General features: G+C 68.3%; 19 protein-coding genes. 8 read left to right on the forward strand and 11 right to left on the reverse strand.

What is annotated here, in order from left to right; genetic code table 11:
- The first annotated feature begins 22 nt into the window (after positions 1-22).
- On the forward strand, positions 23-1,621 hold the full coding sequence (locus tag ASF87_RS02020; protein WP_235558843.1) for a PucR family transcriptional regulator: 1,599 nt from the start codon (positions 23-25) through the stop codon (positions 1,619-1,621).
- A gap of 13 nt (positions 1,622-1,634) precedes the next feature.
- Here ASF87_RS02020 and ASF87_RS02025 read toward each other — a convergent pair whose 3' ends face one another.
- From ASF87_RS02025 to ASF87_RS02050, 6 genes are read right to left on the reverse strand one after another with little or no spacing between them, the layout of a single operon-like run.
- Positions 1,635-2,459 (reverse strand): MurR/RpiR family transcriptional regulator, encoded by an 825-nt coding sequence (locus ASF87_RS02025; RefSeq protein WP_235558844.1) that lies wholly within the window; start codon positions 2,457-2,459, stop codon positions 1,635-1,637.
- 28 nt (positions 2,460-2,487) lie between these two features.
- A complete protein-coding gene (phnE, locus tag ASF87_RS02030; RefSeq protein WP_056373794.1) occupies positions 2,488-3,321 on the reverse strand; it encodes a phosphonate ABC transporter, permease protein PhnE in 834 nt (277 codons plus the stop codon).
- On the reverse strand, positions 3,318-4,127 hold the full coding sequence (gene phnE / locus ASF87_RS02035) for a phosphonate ABC transporter, permease protein PhnE (protein ID WP_056373795.1): 810 nt from the start codon (positions 4,125-4,127) through the stop codon (positions 3,318-3,320). Before phnE (ASF87_RS02035) ends, phnE (ASF87_RS02030) begins: the two co-directional genes overlap by 4 nt.
- The gene (phnC, locus tag ASF87_RS02040) at positions 4,124-4,927 is read right to left on the reverse strand and encodes a phosphonate ABC transporter ATP-binding protein (RefSeq protein WP_200933685.1); all 804 of its coding nucleotides are present in this window, start codon (positions 4,925-4,927) and stop codon (positions 4,124-4,126) included. The genes phnE (ASF87_RS02035) and phnC overlap by 4 nt, the downstream gene beginning before the upstream one ends.
- Before the next feature lie 22 nt (positions 4,928-4,949).
- Positions 4,950-5,939, reverse strand: a complete 990-nt coding sequence (gene phnD, locus ASF87_RS02045) for a phosphate/phosphite/phosphonate ABC transporter substrate-binding protein (protein ID WP_042539522.1) — start codon at positions 5,937-5,939, stop codon at positions 4,950-4,952.
- A gap of 52 nt (positions 5,940-5,991) precedes the next feature.
- Positions 5,992-6,636 carry an HAD family hydrolase gene (locus ASF87_RS02050; RefSeq protein ID WP_231567493.1) on the reverse strand — a complete coding sequence of 215 codons (645 nt, stop codon included), beginning with the start codon at positions 6,634-6,636 and terminating at the stop codon, positions 5,992-5,994.
- A gap of 126 nt (positions 6,637-6,762) precedes the next feature.
- On the opposite strand from ASF87_RS02050, the gene ASF87_RS02055 reads away from it, so the two are divergent.
- Together ASF87_RS02055 and ASF87_RS02060 are read left to right on the forward strand one after the other, a co-directional pair.
- Positions 6,763-7,425 (forward strand): amino acid deaminase, encoded by a 663-nt coding sequence (locus ASF87_RS02055; protein WP_235558845.1) that lies wholly within the window; start codon positions 6,763-6,765, stop codon positions 7,423-7,425.
- 162 nt (positions 7,426-7,587) lie between these two features.
- A complete protein-coding gene (locus tag ASF87_RS02060; RefSeq protein WP_056373799.1) occupies positions 7,588-8,910 on the forward strand; it encodes an MFS transporter in 1,323 nt (440 codons plus the stop codon).
- A 6-nt stretch (positions 8,911-8,916) separates the two neighbouring features.
- Here ASF87_RS02060 and ASF87_RS02065 read toward each other — a convergent pair whose 3' ends face one another.
- Positions 8,917-10,368 (reverse strand): helix-turn-helix domain-containing protein, encoded by a 1,452-nt coding sequence (locus tag ASF87_RS02065; RefSeq protein ID WP_056373801.1) that lies wholly within the window; start codon positions 10,366-10,368, stop codon positions 8,917-8,919.
- A gap of 136 nt (positions 10,369-10,504) precedes the next feature.
- Here ASF87_RS02065 and aceA point away from each other — a divergent pair, with 136 nt between their 5' ends.
- The 3 genes from aceA (at position 10,505) to ASF87_RS02080 (ending at position 14,078) form a co-directional block, all read left to right on the forward strand.
- Positions 10,505-11,830, forward strand: a complete 1,326-nt coding sequence (aceA, locus tag ASF87_RS02070; RefSeq protein WP_056373803.1) for an isocitrate lyase — start codon at positions 10,505-10,507, stop codon at positions 11,828-11,830.
- Positions 11,831-11,852: 22 nt separating this feature from the next.
- Entirely contained in the window at positions 11,853-13,523 is a 1,671-nt protein-coding gene (gene aceB / locus ASF87_RS02075) for a malate synthase A (protein WP_056373805.1), read from the forward strand.
- Between the two features lie 120 nt (positions 13,524-13,643).
- A complete protein-coding gene (locus tag ASF87_RS02080; protein WP_056373808.1) occupies positions 13,644-14,078 on the forward strand; it encodes a hypothetical protein in 435 nt (144 codons plus the stop codon).
- Positions 14,079-14,570: 492 nt separating this feature from the next.
- Here ASF87_RS02080 and ASF87_RS02085 read toward each other — a convergent pair whose 3' ends face one another.
- Positions 14,571-15,620, reverse strand: a complete 1,050-nt coding sequence (locus tag ASF87_RS02085; RefSeq protein ID WP_162238666.1) for an AraC family transcriptional regulator — start codon at positions 15,618-15,620, stop codon at positions 14,571-14,573.
- 200 nt (positions 15,621-15,820) lie between these two features.
- The gene (locus tag ASF87_RS02090) at positions 15,821-16,330 is read right to left on the reverse strand and encodes an Lrp/AsnC family transcriptional regulator (protein ID WP_056373812.1); all 510 of its coding nucleotides are present in this window, start codon (positions 16,328-16,330) and stop codon (positions 15,821-15,823) included.
- A gap of 115 nt (positions 16,331-16,445) precedes the next feature.
- Between ASF87_RS02090 and ald the strand changes: the two genes are divergently transcribed.
- Together ald and ASF87_RS02100 are read left to right on the forward strand one after the other, a co-directional pair.
- Positions 16,446-17,540 (forward strand): alanine dehydrogenase, encoded by a 1,095-nt coding sequence (ald, locus tag ASF87_RS02095; RefSeq protein WP_042539508.1) that lies wholly within the window; start codon positions 16,446-16,448, stop codon positions 17,538-17,540.
- 70 nt (positions 17,541-17,610) lie between these two features.
- Positions 17,611-18,231, forward strand: a complete 621-nt coding sequence (locus ASF87_RS02100; RefSeq protein ID WP_056373814.1) for a DUF7010 family protein — start codon at positions 17,611-17,613, stop codon at positions 18,229-18,231.
- Between the two features lie 18 nt (positions 18,232-18,249).
- On the opposite strand, the gene ASF87_RS02105 is transcribed toward ASF87_RS02100, so the two are convergent.
- Positions 18,250-19,086, reverse strand: coding sequence for a fumarylacetoacetate hydrolase family protein (locus ASF87_RS02105; protein WP_056373816.1), 837 nt, complete (start codon positions 19,084-19,086; stop codon positions 18,250-18,252).
- On the reverse strand, positions 19,086-19,493 hold the full coding sequence (locus ASF87_RS02110) for a RidA family protein (RefSeq protein ID WP_042538839.1): 408 nt from the start codon (positions 19,491-19,493) through the stop codon (positions 19,086-19,088). Before ASF87_RS02110 ends, ASF87_RS02105 begins: the two co-directional genes overlap by 1 nt.
- Positions 19,494-19,532: the final 39 nt, after the last annotated feature.

Below are 19,532 nucleotides of genomic sequence, written 5' to 3' on the forward strand. Positions count from 1 at the left end.
TGAGCGTACGACCGGATCCCCTGTGGGCGCATTCGCCCAGCTGTACAATCTCGAAGAGATCGTCGCCCGACCGTACAACCCGCCGACCGCGGCGACGAGAGAGGAGCGTCGCGTGGACGACACCGAGCAGCCCACCCTGCGCGCCCTGTTCCGACGTCGCGACCTCGGACTCGGCCTGATCTCGGCCGAAGGCGAGCTTCCGGCCGGCTCCCTCGATCGTCCACTGCGCTGGGTGCACAGCTCCGACCTCGCCGACCCGACGCCGTTCCTCGCCGAGGATCTCGCTCTGCTGACCACAGGCACCCAGTTCGACGCCGGCACCGACTTCGATGTCTACGTGGGGCGGCTCGCGGATCGCGGGGTGCTCGGCCTCGGATTCGGCACGGACGTGCACCGCGCAGGGATCCCCGAGGAGCTGATCCTCGAGTGCGCACGCCGCGGGATCCCCCTCTTCGAGGTGCCCTATCGCACGCCGTTCATCGCGGTCGCCCGCGCACACTCCGAGGCCATAGCCGCTCAGGCATATGCCCGCAGATCATGGGCGCTAGACACCCAGCGCGCGCTCGCACTGGCGGCGCTCCGCCCGCGGGGACTCGACGCGACCGTCGCCGAACTCGGCCGTCGCCTCGGCGTCTGGGTCGGCATGTACGACGCAGCCGGCGCCCTGCAGCTGTCGCACCCTCGATCAGCCGTGTCTGCGGGCCGCCTGACCGAGCTCGGCGAACGCGCCACGGAGATCCTCACCCGCGGTCTCGAAGCAGGGCAGTCGCTCACGATCGACGATCAGACGTTCACACTCTTCACGGTCGGCCGCGGCGGACACCTGCGGGGAGTGATCGCGTTGGCCGTCGATGCGCTCGACGCCGAGGCGCGCACGGTCGTGACCTCGGTGATCGCGATGGCCGGGCTCGCCCTCGAGCAGAGCGACCAGCTCGCCCGCAGCAAGCGTCGGCTGAACTCGCAGCTGCTGAGCTCTCTGCTCGATGACGACCCGTCCCTTGCACGAAAGGTGCTCGGAGGCATGCCGTCGGCGCCCGTCGTGGTGGCGATCGCCGCCGACGCGCCGACCGGACCGTTCGCCGACTGGTGGGACCGCCGCCGCGCCGAGCACGGCACTGCCAGCTTCCTCGCGGAGTCGCCGGAGGGAGTCGTGCTCTGCGTGTCGATGGCCGACGACGCACTGCTCGACGAGGTCGCCGCACGTTTCGGCATCCGCATCGGCGCATCGGGCTCGGAGTCGTACGACGCGTTCTCACGTGCCCACGCTCAGGCACTCGCGGCACTGCGCCAGCAGTCCGGCGCAGGGGTGTTCCACTTCGCCGACACCGCAGGATCCAGCATCCTCAGCGCGCTGGCGACCGACGAGGCCCGCCTGGTCGCCGAGTCGCGCCTCGCTCCCCTGCGCGACCACGATGCGCGATCCGGCGGCGACCTGGAACGCTCCCTGCGAACCTGGCTCGAGCACGATGCGAAGGCCGATCCGGCGGCCGCTGCTCTCGGGGTGCACCGTCACACGCTGCGGTCGCGGATCACGCAGGCCGGTGCCCTGCTCGGCAGCGATCTGTCGACGTTCCCCGCCCGCGCAGAGCTGTGGGCTCTGCTGCAGACGGCGCGGGACTGACGCCTCGGCGCCGCTACTCCCCCGAGCCCTCTCCGAGGTTGTCGGAGACGACCTCGAGCGCATGCGCCCGCGCCTGCACGGCATCCGCACCCCGCTCCGTCGTGACGGCTGCGGCGAACACCTCGGCGAACACCAGATATGCGACGCGGGAGGTGTGCGCGAGCTCGTCGCGGAAGCTCACTCCGGTCGGCGCGATCACGAGCGACAGCGTGGCCGCCTCGGTCAGCGCCGACGAGGCGAAGGACGTGAGGGCGATGACCGTCGCACCGCCTCGGGCTGCGGCGGTCGCGACGCGCAGGCTCGCTTCGTTCGCGCCCGATCCGCTGACGATGAGGCAGACGTCGTCGGATGTGAGATGGCGTGCGGCGATCTGCTGCGCGATGGCATCCGCGATGAACTCCGCCGCGCGACCCGACGCGGTCAGCCGCATGGCGAGGTCGTTCGCGATGGGCGATGACAGACCGTTCGCGAGCACGAGCAGCCGGCGAGCGGACGCTGCGAGCCGGATGGCCTCGCTCACGGCATCCGCGTCGAGCAGGCTCGCGAGGGCAGGGAGGGATGCCGCGACGCGATCGATCTCGCCCCGCATCCGCCCGAGCGCGCCCGGCCCGTGGTCGATGCCCGCCTCCCCCGGCCCACTGCCGAGTTCGGAGGCGAGCGCGACGCGCAGCTGCGGGTATCCGCGGTAGCCGAAGCTCTGGCACGCGCGCACGACCGTGGCGCGGCCGACACCCGCTCGGTCGGCGAGCTCCTGGGCGGTCCATTCGACCACCGCCTCCGCCGACTCGACGATCAGCTCGGCGACGCGGCGTTCGGCGGGCTGCAGGGTGTTCAGCACCGCGGCGATTCGAGCGGTGGGTGGGGCGCTAGGAGAGAACACGGGCGCGGGCTCCCTCCATGATCCGGCGGCGGATCGCGCCGGACACGGCATCGATCAGCATCGTGACAGCGACGACCACGATGAGCAGGACGCCCACCGTCGACCACTCACGGTACTGGGTATAGGAGGTGAGCATGTCACCGATTCCGCCGACGCCGATCAGACCGAGCACGGCCGACGAGCGCACGTTGATCTCGAAGCGATACAGCCAGAACGACCAGAACGCGGGCTCGACCTGCGGCCAGACACCCCAACGCAGCACCTGCAGGGTACCGCCACCGGCCGCGCGTGCGGCCTCGATCGGCCCGGACGGCACGGCCTCTACCGCTTCGTATCCCCACTTGCCGAGTGTGCCGATGCCGTTGATCGCCAGCGCGAGCGCACCCGTGAACGGCGTGAGCCCGGTGACCGACAGGATCACGATCGCGATGATGATCTCGGGAACGGCCCGGATGAGCGAGAACAGGCCGCGCAGCAGCGCGCGCAGCCAGGCGGGGCCGAATCCGCGCGCGGCGAGCAGGCTGATGGGGGTCGCGAGCAGGATGCCGAGGATCGTACCGACCCACGCCATCTCGATGCTGCGCCAGGTCTGCCAGAGCGCCTCGGGCAGCTTCTCCCAGTTCGGGCTGCCGAACATCAGGAAGGTGTAGCGGACGATCTCCGCAGGCAGGTCGGCGAGACGTGCCCAGTTGATGTCGATCGACCAGAAAGCCAGCACGACGATGGCGGTGACGATGATCCACGAGGCAACGAGCCACGGGCGTCGCGGCCTGTCGGGGATGACGGTGATGGCAGGAGGCGGAGTGAGCACGGTGGTCATACGAGCCTCCGTCGGATGGCGTCGGAGACGAGGTCGATCACGATGACGACGATGAGGATCTCCAGGATGATGAGCGAGAGCTGGTCGTAGCGGTAGAACGTGCGGACGGCGTCGATGAGCAGGCCCATGCCGCCGGCGCCGACCAGACCGAGCACCGTCGAGGCGCGGACGTTGAGCTCGAAGACGTAGAGGGTCTGGTTCGCGAACGCCGGCCAGGCGTCCGGGAGCGCGAGCGTGCGGTTGATCTTCGTCTGAGTGGCTCCGACCGCACGGCCCGCCTCGAGCGGACCCCGGTCGTTGGTGTCGATCGCCTCCGAGACGAGCTTGACGATGATTCCGACATTGAACAGCAGCAGCGCGAGGATGCCAGGAAGCGCGCCGACACCGACCATCGCGACGAGGATCGCCGCGTACAGCAGGTCGGGGACGCTGCGGATGATGTTCAGGATGCCGCGTACGGCGATGCGCGCCGGGGCATTCGGGTTGGTGGCGCGAGCCGCCCAGAAGCTCAGCGGCAGGGAGATCACCGCGCCGATCGCGGTCGCGATGACTGCCATCTGCAGCGTCTCGATGAGCGGCGGGAGCGTGCGCGGGAAGAAGCTCCAGTCGGGCGTCAGCAGCTTGATGATCTTGTCGGCGCCGTTCTGCCAGTTGCGCGCGATCGCCGAGAGGTCGACCCCGATGCCGATGCCGGGCAGGCACATGACCACGGTGATGGCGACGATGGCCAGCAGGATCACGGGCCCACGCCACGCGCCGGACGGCCGCCGAGGTATCTCGAGCGGTGCCGGTGTCGCCTCGGTCACGTGTCGAGCCGATCGTCGGCGGTGAGGGATCGACCGTAGATGCTCTCGAAGTCGGCATCCGTTGCGCTCGCTGCCGGACCGTCGTAGACGATCCTCCCCGCGCGCATGCCGATCATCCGCGCTCCGTATTCGCGGGCGAGGTCGAGCAGGTGCAGGTTGACCAGTACGGTGATGCCGAGGTCCCGATTGATACGCCGGAGGTCGTTCATGACACCGTGCGCGGTCGGCGGGTCGAGGCTCGCGACCGGCTCGTCGGCCAGGACGATGCGCGGCTCCTGCGCCAGTGCGCGTGCGATGGCGACGCGCTGCTGCTGCCCTCCCGAGAGATCGGATGCGCGCGAGTGGAGCTTCGGCAGGATGCCGACCCGGTCGAGCGCCTGATAGGCGAGCTGCCGGTCGGCGTCGGGGTAGGCCCCCAGCAGGGTGCGCCACAGCGGCGTGTGGGCGAGACGCCCGACGAGCACGTTCTGCAGGACGCTCGCCCGGCCGGCGAGGTTGAACCCCTGGAACACCATTCCGATGTCGCCGCGCAGTCGCCGCAGAGTGCGGGGTGAGGCTCCGCTGACGCGGTGCTCGCCGACGTCCAGCGTTCCGCTCGTCACCGGCACGAGGCCGTTGATCGTGCGGATGAGAGTGGACTTGCCCGACCCTGAGAGGCCCACGACCGCGACCATCTCTCCGGCGTCGATGTCGAGCGAGACACGGTCGAGACCGACCGTCCCGTTCGGGTATCGCACCGTGACGCCATCGAGACGGATGGACCACGGCGTGGACGCCGCAGCCTGCGCTGCGGCGTCCACGTGCTGGATCTGATCGGACAATTTACTGGAGCCCCAGTGCCTGGGCGGCGCGGGCGACGACGTCGAGCGACTCGGGATCGGCGGGCGCGAGCTTCGTGATCGAGTAGATGCTCGTGAGGATCTCGGAGCCCTCCTCGGTGTTCGAGAAGTCTTCGAGAGCCGTGGAGATGCGGTCCTGCAGCTCAGGCGACAGGTCGGACGACAGCGCGACGCCGTCATTCGGGATCTCCTCGGTCAGGGCGAAGACGACGACCTTCTGGCCCACATCGGGGGTGTCCTTCTGAACGATCGTGCGGGCATCCCAGAAGCTGAAGCCGACCTCGGCGTCGCCGTTGTAGACCGCCAGCACGGACGCGTCGTTCGCGGTCACGGGGATCTGCTGGATGTCGGTGTCGGTGTCGAGTCCCGCCTCCTGCAGCGCGAGAACCGGGTAGATGTAGCCGGCCGGCGAGCCGGGTCCGAGCAACGCGACCTTCGCGCCCTCGACCTTGTCGATGCTGTCGAGACCGGCAGGACCCGACATGGCGTCGGCGCCGTTGCAGAACAGCATCCCGTCGCGCTCGACCGGCTCGTCGTCGCAGTACTTGTCGGGGTTGTTCGTCATGAACTGCGCGGGGTAGGTGATATTGCCGTTGCGCTCGGTCTGCAGCACGACCGATGCGTCGTACATGTCGTTGGCCTGCCACAGCTGCAGCGACGGGAGGAACCCGATCTGAGCCTGACCGGCTCCCATCGCCTCGACCGCCGCCTGGTAGTCCTTCGAGACCACACCGGTGACCTCGATGCCGAGCTCCTCGGTGAGGTAGTCGGTGAGCGGAGCTGCCGTGTCGACGAGGCCGTCCTGGTCCTGAGAAGGGACGAGTGCGAGCACAAGCGACTCAGGGTCGGCAGCGGGGGCGGCGGACTCGTCGGGCGCGGCGGTGTCGGTCGAGCAGCCGGTGAGCACGACGGCGAGCAGGGCGCCCGCGGCGACGAGCCCCGCGGCGGTCCGACGGAAGGGGGAGGTACGCATTGTCATCCTTCGATGGGGTGGTGGGTGTGAGGGAAGGTGGAGTGGTGCGGGTTCAGGAACGCAGCCATGCGGTGAGCTGAGGGATCAGCGTCGCGAAATCGGCAGCGCGATAGGTGGGGGTCGCGTGCGGGTCGGCGAATCCGCCGATCAGCGCGGTCTCGTGGCCACGGGCGTGGGCGGGGGCGAGGTCGTTGTGCCAGATGTCTCCGATGCTCAGCACCCGCGCATCAGCGGGCAGGTCAGCCAGGAACACATCGAGACCGGCCGGCTTGCCCGCACTCGTGACGATGCGGTCGAAGAGCCCGGCGAGGCCGAGCGCGTCCAGCGCCTGGTCGATGCGGATCGCCGGTGCGTTGGTGACGAGAACGAGCTCCGCGTCAGCTGCAGCAGCGGCGAGGAAGGCTGCGAGGCCGTCGGGTGCGGTGATCGGAGCCGCTGCGGTGGCGAGTTCTGCGCGGCTCGCGAGATACGCGGCGCTGAGCATCCGGGCATCCGCACCTCGAGCAGCCGCAGCCCGCCGCACTGCGTCGTAGCCGTCGAGGGCCTCACCGTCAGCAGCGGAGAGCGTCTCGCGGATGCCGTCGACGAAGCCGTGGTCGTCGTCGAGAGCGGCGGCCACCTGCGTGGCGTAGGCGAGAACGGGGCCGTCGCCGAGCGCGATCGTGCCGTCGAAGTCGAAGAGGAGAATGGAGTTCACGGGGTTCTTTCCGCATCCGCACTCTGATCTCGCGGACGCTCCGTCCAGCATGGTCAGTCATTGTGGACAGAAAGTCCCGATCGTGTGAACGCCGTGTGAACACTCCGTCCATCGGAGTCTTGTAGCGTGAACGCCGTGTCCGGAATCGACGACCTCACGACCGCTGCGATCCGCGCGCAGTCCGACTCGGCGACGGCCGCGCGCACAGCCCTCGACAGTCTTCCGTGGCTCGTCGCCTCGCTCGAGGACGACCGCGCCCACGGACGGTTCGACGCGTGGGGCCGATCGACCGTGATCGACGAGAACATCGGCGCGGCCGTCATCTCTCCGGCGCTGTTCGACGAGTTGCACCGCCGAGCGGGCGTGAGGGCGCAGTGGCCCGTCGGCAACGCCGGCCTCCTGCACTGCTACGGGTATCTGCTGTCACTCGTCGAGACGCCATACGGGCTCAAGCGCGACCGCTGGGTGACAAACGCTCTCGCCGAGGCATGCGCTCTCACACCCGACGCGTTCCTGCCCTGGCGCGAAGACGCCACACTGCTCGACAGGGCAGGCACCGCCGCATCCGAGATCCTCCACAGCGCATCATCGTCGCGCACAGCGACCGTCGACGGGCGACACACCCGCGTCGGGGTCACCCGCGAGCAGGGACCCGCGGCTCTGGTCTACGCGGTCGCCGCCGCCTCCGAGACCACTCCGCTGCTGATCACGATGTTCCCCGTCGCCGACGCGGGCGTCGTCCTGACGGAGTTCGCGAGCACTCCTCGCCTGCGCTGGAACGCGGTGTGATCCACATACCTCAGGCGCGCCGGTCACGATGCTGATCGGCGTCGCTCCGAGACGACCTCGATTGCATATTGCGCTTTCATGACGTTCGTCATAGTTTCAACATAGCGCTCGCGCGCTTCACCCACCCCGACGCACTGTCGCGTCATTGTGAAGGAGACGACGATGTCTGCCACTTCCCCACTCCGAACCGACGAGGCCGTCTGGCCGGTACCCCGACGCGTCACCGGGATCGTCCTGTTCAGCTGCTGGATGGCGATCCTCGCCGACGGCTACGACATCGGCGTGATCGGCGCGGTGCTGCCGGCTCTCGCCGAGGATGACGCCTGGTCACTCTCCCCCGTCGAGCTCGGGGGACTCGCCTCCTGGGCTCTCGTCGGCATGCTCATCGGCGCACTCTTCATCGGCACCCTGAGTGATCGGGTCGGCCGAAAGCGCATGCTGCTGGTGTCGATGTCGATCTTCACTCTGATGCAGCTCGGCGCAGCACTCGCCCCCACGCCTGAGATCTTCGGGCTCTTCCGCTTCCTGGGCGGCCTCGGCATGGGCGGCATCATTCCGGTCGCCGCCGCACTCACGATCGAGTTCTCCGCGCCGCGGCGACGAGCCCTGAACTACGGGATCATGTACTCCGGCTATTCGCTGGGCATCGTCGTCTCGGCACTCGTAGCCATCCTGCTCCTCCCGCACCTCGGCTGGCGCTGGGTGATCGCGGTCGGCGCTCTTCCACTCCTGCTCATCCCCGTGATCGCGAAGGCGCTGCCGGAGTCGCTCGAATCCCTCGAGAATCGCGGTCGTCACGACAAGGCAGTCGCGCTCGCCGATCGGCTCGGCATCCGCCCCTACATCCCCACCGACCGCCCGGCTCCTGCCGATGGTGAGCGCCGCCCGTGGCACAGCATCCTGCACCAGCTCTTCTCCCGGCGCTATCTGCGCTCGACCGCCTTCCTCTGGATCTCGCTCTTCGCCGGGCTGCTGCTGGTCTACGGCCTGAACTCGTGGCTGCCGTCGATCATGCGCGCCTCCGGCTACGACCTGGGCCCCGCGCTCACGTTCCTGCTGGTATTCAGCCTTGCGTCCGCCGTCGGCGGCCTGGGGGTCGGATACCTCGCCGACCGCTTCGGAGCCAAGCCGGTGCTCATCCTCTTCTATGTGCTGGGCGGAGTGGCATGCCTGCTGCTCATGTTCCCGAACGGGATGTTCGTGAATCTCGTGCTCGTGGCCATCTCTGGCATCGGGTCGATCTCGACGTCCCTCGTGCTCACTGCCTACATCACCGACTACTACCCGGCATCCGTCCGTGCGACCGCAGCGGGCTGGGCGTTGAGCTTCGCTCGCATCGGTGCGATCCTCGGTCCGATCATGGGCGGCTGGCTGGCCTCGCTCGCGATCGGCGTCGAGTGGAACTTCGTCGCCTTCGCACTCGTGGCGATCGTCGCGGCGGTGGCCGTATCCCTGGTGCCGAAGAAGCCCGCGACTCTCGGCTGAGGCACGTCAGCGCGGTGCGTGCGCCTCGAGGAACTCGTAGACGTCCGTCGTGTCGACCCCAGGGAAGGCACCGGTCGGCAGCGTGGCGAGCAGCGTGCGAGGAGTCTTGACGTTCGGCCAGGAGTTCTCGCGCCACCGCCCCTCCAGGTCGGCCGGCGCGCGGCGGCAGCAGACCTCGACCGAGTGCTTCGAGACCCCCCGATGCGGGGTGTCCCGGCCGACGAACCACTTCGTGTCGTCGAAGCGCACGCCCACGCTGACCGAGTGCAGCCCCTCGCTCGACGCCTCGACACGGGCGGTGCACCAGTAGGTGCCGTTGCCCGTGTCGGTGTACTGGTAATACGGGTTGAAGCGGTCGTCCTCGTCGAACACGACACGGCTCGTCCATCGGCGACAGCACATCTGTCCCTCGATCGAACCGAGCCTGTCCGTCGGGAAGTTCACGTCGTCGTTCTCGTATGCCTTCGTGATCGTCCCCGACTCGTGCACCTTGAGGAAGTGCACCGGGATGTCGAGGTGGCGGGTCGCGAGGTTCGTGAACCGATGCGCCGCCGTCTCGTACGACACCGAGTAGGCGTCTCGGAGGTCTTCGATCGAAATGGCCCTGCGGGACTTCGCATCCTTCAAGGCGGGAACCACGTGGGCCTCGGGAACCAGCAGCGCCCCGGTGAGATAGTTCGTCTCGACGCGCTGGCGCAGGAACTCGGCATAGCTGCGCGGTTCGGCATGCCCGAGGATGCGGCTGGACAGCGCCTGCAGCACAGCCGTTCTCGCATCGCCCTTGGCCGGCACACTGCTCGACAGATAGAGCCGCCCGTTCGCGAGGTCGGCGACACTGCGCGTGGTCTGCGGCAGATCGGGCGCGTAGTGCAGGGTGAAACCGAGATAGGCGGCGATCTCGGATGCGGTGCGCTGCGTGAGCGGTCCACCCGGGTGCCCGACCGCCGCGAGTATCTCGGCGGCCCTGCTCTCGAGGTCGGCGAAATGGTTGTCCTGCCTGCGCATGAGGTGACGCAGCTCGACGTTCGCTCGCCTGGCCTCCTCCGGGGTCGCGGCCCGCTCGTCCCTGAGCCGGTCGATCTCGCCGTGCAGCGCGAGCAGCGCCTTCAGCGCATCCGTCGGCATGCTCTTGGCGATGCGGAAAGGCTCGATCCCGAGCGCCTGGAACGTCTGGCCTTTCATGGCGCGCTCGAGGGCGATCTCGATCGCGCTGCGCTCGTCGAGTGGCTCACCCTCGAGCAGCGCATCGATCGTGACACCGAGAGCGCGCGCGATCGCTTGAAGCTGGGTGAGCTTCGGTTCTCGCTTGCCGGTCTCGACCATCGACATCTGGCTCGGTGCTCGATCGACGGCCGCCGCGAGGTCGTCGAGGGTCATTCCCCGCGCGGTGCGCAGCTGGCGGATGCGTCGACCGATCGTGAGGGAGTCGGCGTCTTCTTCGACCGCTGAAGTGCTCATGCGGCCGATTCTGTCACAGAAACAGAATTTCGCGCGATCTTCACAAGCCGAGTGGCCGGTTTCAGGGTAGATCTTCACGCACAGTGGAAACACGCCACCCGGCTTCACGGTCCGGGCATCCAACGGAGGAGACACCATGACGAACACCGCTCAGAACCCCGCACCTCGCCCCGCCGGTCTGCGCGCCGGCGACCAGGTTCAGACGGCCGCCGAGCTCCGGGAGATCTGGGAGACGGATCCCCGTTGGGACGGTGTCGAGCGCACCTACTCGGCCGAAGACGTCATCCGCATCCGCGGCTCGGTGCGCGAAGACGCGACCCTCGCCCACCGCGGGGCCGAGAACCTGTGGAACCTGCTGCACACCGAGGACTACGTGCGGGCGCTCGGCGCCTACACCGGCGGCCAGGCGGTGCAGCAGGTGCGGGCAGGCCTCAAGGCCATCTACCTGTCGGGGTGGCAGGTCGCCGCCGACGGCAACCTCGCCGGCCAGACCTACCCCGACCAGTCGCTCTACCCGGCGAACTCGGTGCCGGCGGTCGTGCGTCGCATCAACAACGCGCTGATCCGTCAGGACCAGCTCGAGCACGCCGAGGGAGAGATCACCCAGGACTGGCTCGCCCCGATCGTCGCCGATGCCGAGGCCGGGTTCGGCGGGCCGCTCAACGCCTACGAGCTCGCGCAATCGCTGATCCAGGCGGGCGCCGCGGCGATCCACTGGGAGGACCAGCTCGCGAGCGAGAAGAAGTGCGGTCACCTCGGCGGCAAGGTGCTCGTGCCCACTCAGCAGCACATCCGCACGCTGAACGCGGCACGCCTCGCGGCCGACGTGGCAGGTGTCCCGACGGTCATCATCGCCAGGACGGATGCTCTCGCCGCCGACCTGCTGACGAGCGACGTCGATGAGCGCGACCAGCAGTTCACCACCGGCGAGCGCACGACCGAGGGCTTCTACCGCATCCGCCCCGGCATCGAGTCGGTCATCAGTCGCGGCCTGGCATTCGCGCCGTACGCCGACCTGCTGTGGGTAGAGACGGGCGAGCCCAACATCGAGCTGGCGCGTGCGTTCGCCGCGGCGATCCACGAGCAGTTCCCCGGCAAGATGCTCGCCTACAACTGCTCCCCCAGCTTCAACTGGAAGCGCCACCTGTCGGACGCCGAGATCGCGACGTTCCAGCAGGAGCTGGCCGACCTGGGCTACAAGTTCCAGTTCATCACGCTCGCCGGCTTCCACGCCCTGAACCACTCGATGTTCGACCTCGCCCGCGGCTACGCCGATCGCGCCATGAGCGCGTACGTCGAGCTGCAGGAGGCCGAGTTCGCCGCAGAGGCGAACGGCTACACCGCCACCAAGCACCAGCGCGAGGCGGGCACCGGCTACTTCGACGTCATCTCGACCGCGCTCAACCCCGACAGCGCGACCCTCGCCCTCGCCGGCTCCACCGAAGCCGCGCAGTTCCACTAAGCCATTTCAAAGGACTCAGATCATGACCACTCCCACCGCTCCCCCGACCACCGCGCCGATCCAGACGACACAGCAGGGCCCGGCCATCAGCGTCACCGGCCCGCTGCGTGAGCGCTACGACGAGATCCTCACCCCCGAGGCGATCGCGTTCCTCACCGAGCTGCACCACCGCTTCGCCGCTCGCCGTCACGACCGGCTCGCCGACCGCATGCGCCGCCGGTTCGAGATCGGCAACGGGCACGACCCGCGCTTCCGTGACGACACCGCGCACATCCGTCAGGATGCCGACTGGCGTGTCGCCGGCCCCGGCCCCGGACTCGAAGACCGTCGGGTCGAGATCACCGGACCGACGGATCCGAAGATGACGATCAACGCGCTGAACTCCGGAGCGCGGGTGTGGCTCGCCGACCAGGAGGACGCCACGAGCCCCACGTGGAAGAACGTCATCGAGGGTCAGCTCTCGCTGCGCGACGCGATCCGCGGCGAGCTCTCCTTCACCGGACCTGCGAGCGACGCAGGGCCGGGCAAGGAGTACCGCGTCACCGCCGAACGCACGCCGACGATCGTGATGCGTCCTCGCGGCTGGCACCTTCCCGAGAAGCACCTGCAGTTCACCGATCGCGCGGGGCGACGCACTGCGGCATCCGGTTCGCTCGTCGACTTCGGACTGTACTTCCTGCACAACGCTCGGGAACTGATCGCGAACGGCCGCGGACCGTACTTCTACATCGCCAAGCTCGAGTCGAGCGAAGAGGCGAAGCTGTGGGACGACGTGTTCACTTTCAGCGAGGAGTACATCGGCATCCCGCACGGCACGATCCGCGCGACGGTGCTCATCGAGACCCTGCCCGCGGCGTTCGAGATGGACGAGATCCTCTTCGAGCTGCGTGATCACTGCGCCGGCCTCAACGCCGGACGCTGGGACTACATCTTCTCGATCATCAAGAACTACCGCGGCCGGGGCGCGCGCTTCGTGCTTCCCGACCGCAGCGAGGTGACGATGACCGTTCCCTTCATGCGGGCGTACACCGAGCTGCTCGTGCAGACCTGCCACAAGCGGGGCGCCTACGCGATCGGCGGCATGAGCGCCTTCATCCCGAACCGGCGCGACCCTGAGGTGACGGCACGGGCGATCGAGAAGGTCTCGGCCGACAAGAAGCGCGAGGCCGGCGACGGCTTCGACGGCACATGGGTGGCGCACCCCGACCTGATCCCGACCGCGCAGGCCGAATTCGACGCCGTTCTCGGCGATCGCCCGAACCAGGTCGACCGTCAGCTCCCCGAGGTCACGGTGACCGCGTCGCAGCTGCTCGACCTGCACATCGGTCGCCCGATCACGGCTCAGGGCGTGCGTGACAACGTGTCTGTGGCGATCCGGTACCTCGAGGCGTGGTTGCGGGGCCTCGGCGCAGTGGCCATCGACAACCTGATGGAGGATGCCGCGACCGCCGAGATCAGTCGCTCACAGGTGTGGCAGTGGATCCATCAGGATCGCACCACGGAGGACGGCACGCCGATCACCGCCGAGTACATCGAGGGCTTGATCGGCGAGGTGCTCGACGAGGTCGAACGACGCGACGACGACCGCTTCGAGGACGCGGCATCCGTGTTCCGCGATGTCGCGCTGCACGAGGAGTTCCCGGCGTTCCTGACGCTCGGCGCCTACAGCCGCTTCCTCGTCGAGGAGGCCTGACCCTCTGCACGAGAGCCCCTCGGATGCCGCAGTTCGGCACTCGAGGGGCTCTGTCACGCGACGCCGGACGTTCACCGAAGGGTCGGATCCGCCCCTCGAGAACGGGCGTAGCCTGAGATCATGAGCGACGTCTGGTCCGACATCTCCTCCGAGTTCCTGCATCTGTACCCTCGCGGGCGACGGCTGGTCGTCGTCGCCGGAGCGGATGCCGAGCGCTCACGCCGCGCAGCGGACGACCTCGCCTCCACCCTGACGTCCGCGGGTCAGCAGGTCGAGCGGAAGCACAGCGCAGACGGCGACGAGCAGGCTCTGCGCGCCGACATCATCGCTCCGTTCCGCGCCGCACCCGACAGCGGCACCGTTCTCATCGTCTCGGGTCCGCCCGAGTTGCTCAGCACGACAGCGCGCGGACTCTGGAACTTCATCGTGTGGCAGCTCGCCGGCGACGAGACGCCGCACTCGATCGCCACTGCGATCGTCGATGTCTCAGACCCCGATCATCCGACCCGACGCTTCGCCGACTACTGCGCACTGCCCTCGTCGTTCGGCGCCTGACAGCATCCTCCGCAGCCGGGTTCGCGGGCGCCTCGGTCCCCCCGACCGAGGCACCCGCACGTCCGCCGGCGCTGCGCGCCGACGATCCGTCGTGCCCGACGCTCTCGCGCCTTCCCCCGAGCTTCCGGACGGGCGATCCCGCCTCGTCCGGAAGCCGTGACGGCGGGCGTGTCGGAAGCCGCGGCTTCTCCCTCACCTGCCGTCATGGCCCGCCTGGGGACACGGGCAGGTTCAGGTTATGCACGGGCCGGCCGAACCAGAAGCGCTCGCGATCGACCTGTCACCGGGAGCACGAACTTCGGCACTCAGTGCGCCCGATGGCGCCGGATTCGCGGTCGGGCGTCACTTCGCGCACCGTGCACACCACGTCTCTCGCGCGCCGGTTCAGAGCGTTCTTCGCCTGCGCCCCGCCCGGTGCAGGCATTGACATGCGGAAGATGACCGCGGATCGACTCATTGCGGCCACGAGCGGACCGACATGGTGGCGATGGATCAGACGGACGGCCCCTGCTGCTCATCGCTGAGGAGCATCGCCTCTGCCAGACGCGCTGGTCGACTGCGCGCAGCGAGACGGAAGGCACTGGGACTGTGCCCGACGTGGCGCGAGAACTGCGCGCGCAAGGCTGCCGCATCGGAGAAGCCCGATCGCTCGGCGACCGCGGAGAGGTCTTGCGGGGGAACGGACAGCAGCTCCTCTCGTGCAGTGATCAGTCGTCGTCGCAGCAGGCGCGCCGCAAGACTCTCGTCGGTTCCCGCATACAGCCGGAACAGCTGGCGTCGGCTCACGTGGAGTTCGACCGCGAGATCCTCGATGCCGAACGACGCGTCGCGATGGCGTCGCTCGATGATCCTTCCGGCCTCGGCGCGGAGTTCGCTGGCCCTGTCCATCTCGCCGTCACCGGGGAATTGCCGGAACAAGCCCCGCACCATCGCGAGCAGTGCGGCCTCGGTGCCGGCGAGCGCGCCCACACCCTGGTCAGGATCCTGGGCCCACTCGAACAGCATCCGCGCCAGAGACGCACCGGCCGCGCGGGTGAGCGGGGTATCCGGAAAGATGTCGGCTCCGCGGGCCAGGACATGCCGATAGCCCGCGACAGCAGCGGCGGGCACGACGACTCCTGTCGTGTCGGTCACACCGAGCTGCTCGACGGCCGATGGCCCCAGGCTCGACATGAATCCCATTCTCCCGACGACCATGGACTGCACTCCCGCGGCCGTGTGCAGGCGCTGTCCACCCTGGCTCACCATTCCGATGATGATGATGTCCTCGTCTTCGAGGGTGGCGCCGTCGTAGCTCACGGTGTGAGCTGTCTCGAGTGTGCTGTAGAGCATGGTCATGCCGATGGACCGACGAAGGAGCGCGGCTTCGAACGCGTCGGGATCGTCGGATCTCATCGCCCCGAAGTTCGACAGCTGGAGCATCCCGTGATGGCCGTCGAGCCGGATCACCTCGGTGCCGAACCACGCCGGCACCCCACCGTCTGCTCCTCCTGCTGGCGGCGACCACAGTCCGCCTGAGAGCCGACCCAGCCATGCGGCCATCTCCGCATCATCGAGTACTCGTGCCATCGCATCCCCCAGCGGGTGCGAGCCGCCTTCTGCGCCCGCCCCAATCCCCGCCCTCACGATAATTCCGCTCGATGAGGCACAGCAATATATACGTTCGACCGAGCCCCGCACGACGTCGACGCCGCGCACCGAGGCGGCGGATGCGCGGTCCGACGGCGGGTGACGTCGGCAGCTCAGCGGAAGGACGCAGCGACCGAGTTGCGGTGATAGTCGAACACGATGCTGGTCCGGGTCGAGGCGACGCTGCTCTGCGCAGAGAGGTGCTCGAGCACGAATTCGCGCATCTCCGAGGAGTCCGCCACGGCGATGTGCAACAGGAAGTCGTCGTCTCCGCCGAGGAAGAACACCTGGATGACCTGCGGCAGCACCCGCACCCGGTCGGCGAACTCGACGATGCTCTCCCTGCGCCCGCTGGGACGCAGGGTCACACCGATGATGGCCTGCAGTCCGGCGCCCAGCATCCGCTCGTCGACGCTTGCGTGGAAGCCGCTGATGACTCCCCGCTCGACGAGTGCGCGCAGGCGGGCGTGCGCGGTCGACGGTGCCACCCCGAGCTGGCCCGCGAGCTCTGCGTTGGTCATCCGGCCGTCCGCGCTCAGCAGCTGTACGATCCTGGCATCGACCGCATCGAGTGCCGGCGCCCGAAGGGTGTTCGCCTGAAGGGCTTCGGATGACTTCTCCATGCGAATGATTATGCAGGATTCGCGGGTGAAACGAATGTTCTTCAGGGAATCTGTCGAATCGTCGACGTTTCTGCGATTCTGAGATGCACTCACGCAACCGTCACTTGGAGGATCGATGAAGATCGGCGTGCCGACCGAGGTCAAGAACAACGAGAACCGCACCGCGCTCACCCCCGCGGGTGCCGATCGGCTGGTTCACGAGGGCCACCGCGTGCTCGTGCAGTCGGGAGCGGGAGTCGGCTCGGGCATCTCCGACGAGGCGTACCGGATCGCCGGCGCCGAGATCGTCGAGACCGCCGAGGAGACCTGGGGCGAGGCAGACCTTCTCATCAAGGTGAAGGAGCCGATCGCCCAGGAGTACGGATTCCTGCGCTCGGACCTCACCCTCTTCACGTATCTGCATCTCGCCGCAGATCGGGCGCTGACGACCGCGCTCGTCGACGCGGGAACCACGGCCGTCGCCTACGAGACGGTGCAGCTGCCCGACCGCAGCCTGCCTCTGCTCGTGCCGATGAGCGAGATCGCCGGTCGCCTCTCTGTGACGATGGGCTCATACTCACTCATGCGATCCGCGGGGGGACGCGGAGTGCTGATGGGCGGCATCGCAGGGGCCCCGCGCGCCAAGACCGTCGTGATCGGCGGCGGCGTCGCCGGCGAACATGCGGCTGCGAACGCGCTCGGCCTCGGGTCCCAGGTCACGGTGATCGACATCTCGCTTCCGCGTCTGCGCGAGCTCGAGCACCGTTACGGCGGCGCTCTCCAGACGCGTGCGTCGAGCCGGTACGACATCGCCGAAGAGCTCGCGACGGCGGATCTGGTGATCGGATCGGTGCTGATCCCCGGTGCCGCAGCGCCGAAGCTCGTCACCGACGACATGGTCGCCGGAATGAAGCCCGGCTCGGTGCTCGTCGACATCGCGATCGACCAGGGCGGATGCTTCGAGGGATCCCGTCCGACGACGCACGACGACCCCACCTTCGCGGTGCACGACTCGATCTACTACTGCGTCGCGAACATGCCCGGCGCCGTGCCCGAGACCGCCACGAGGGCGCTGACCAACGCCACCCTCCCCTACGTCTCCGCCATCGCGGGCAAGGGCTGGGAGCGCGCTGCGGCAGACGACGCCGCACTCGCCAAGGGCCTCAACGTCCAGGGCGGACGCATCACCCTGGATGCCGTGGCGAAGGCCCACGGTCTCGCGTCCGCCTGAACAGCGCGCGATCCGTCTCTCCTGCCGGCGAGCGCGGTGATCGTCGTCTCCGTTCTGCCAGGATGAGCGCATGGACGTGACGCAGGCCCAACGAGATGTCCGACGCGTGTACCGCGGAGGATTCTCTGGCCCGCTCGTGTCAGCCTTCATCTGGGGGGCCGCGGCGGCTGCATACCAGTGGTGGTCACCCGGGGCGACGATGGCGATCCTGTTCTTCGGAGGGATGCTGATCTTCCCTCTGTCATCGCTCGTACTGAAGGCGATGGGAGGCCCCGCATTCCTACCTAAGGGCCACCCGTCGATCGCGCTCGCGATGCAGAGCGCTTTCACGGTGCCGCTCGGGCTGCTCGTGGCGATCGCGCTCGGTCTGCTGGAGCCGTCATTGTTCCTGCCGGCCTCCCTCATCGTCGTCGGCGCGCACTATCTGACCTTCATCTCGCTGTACGGGATGCGTGCGTATGGCGTGCTCGCCGGTGTGCTCGTAGCTGTCGGCGCAGCCGCCCTCTTCGCCGTGCCGTCACTGCGTCCGATGAGCGGGTGGATCGGTGCTGCCGCGCTCCTGGCGGCGACGGTTCCGCTCTTTCTGAGTGCCCGCTCCGAATCTCTCGAGAGTCGACGCGAAGCCTCACCGGCACCTCAAGCGCAGCGCTTCGATAGTGCGCCAGCCAAGCCTTCGCACCGACCCGACTGACGAACACAGCGCCCCGCCCTACCGCAGGTCGTCGAATCGGATGGTGTTGCGGAGCACGCCGATACCCTCGATCTCGGTCGTGACCAGGTCGCCGTGACGAAGCCACCGTGGTTCCGGCATCCCCAGCGCCACTCCCCCAGGCGTGCCGGTGAGCACGATGTCTCCCGGGCGCAGCACTGTGATCTGCGACACATAGGCGACCAGGTCGGCGGCGTCGAACACGAGCTCGGAGGTGTCTGCATCCTGCACCAGCGCTCCGTTCACCGCACACGTGATGCGCAGCCCGGCGCGCGGGTCGAGTTCGTCGGCGGTGACCACCCAGGGGCCCACCGGCGTCGTCGCGTCGAACGCTTTGCCCTGCAGCCACTGGAGCGTGCGCTGCTGCCAGTCGCGCATGGAGATGTCGTTCGACACGGCGTATCCGAGAATCGCCGCCTGCGCGTGCGCACGGTCGGCTCGATGCACCTCGGCGCCGACGACGACGGCGAGTTCTGCCTCCCAGTCGAGCTTGTCGGTGTTGCGCACGACGATGTCGTCCTCCGCGCCCGTCAGTGTGTCGGCGAATTTGGCGAACAGGGTCGGGAACTCGGGCACCGGTCGACCGGTCTCGACGATGTGGTCCCGATAGTTCAATCCGCAGCAGAACACCTTCGATGGCCGCGGCACAGGATTCGCGAACTCATGTGCCTCGACATCGGTCCTGGCCGGATGCCGCAGCGCGGCCTCTGCACGCGCGCGCCAGTTCGGCGCACAGATCAGCTCCTGCGCGTCGGCGTCGTCGAGCAGCACCCAACCGCCGGCGTCTCCGACGGCGGCATGCGTGCGGTCGGCTCGCCGCACCGTGGCGAGCCGCATCAGCTGGCCCGCGACGCCGCGAGGTGCGCGACGCCCTGGATCTCGATCAGCGCCTCCGGCTGCCACAGCCTCGTCACCCCGATCCCCGCCATTGCGGGGTACTCCGTGCCTGCCAGCTCGCGCCAGCGCCGACCGATCTCACGCCCGTTGCGCTGGTAGTCCTCGACGTCGGTGAGATAGATGGTGACGTCGACCAGATCGCGCGGCTCGCCTCCGGCAGCGGCGAGGGTGGTGAGCACGTTCGAGAACGCCTGGACGAACTGCTCGACGATGCCGCCCTCGACGATGTGCCCGTCGGCATCCATCGCCGTCTGCCCGCCGAGGTAGACGAAATCCCCCGCTCTGACGCCGTGCGCGAATCCGCTCGGCTTCACGAGCGAGTCCGGGTTGATGATCTGCCGCGACATGTGCGGTCTCCTTCGTATCGGTGTGTGTGTGTCGATCTG

It is taken from the genome of Microbacterium sp. Leaf161 (assembly GCF_001423645.1).
Classification (GTDB): Bacteria; Actinomycetota; Actinomycetes; order Actinomycetales; family Microbacteriaceae; genus Microbacterium; species Microbacterium forte.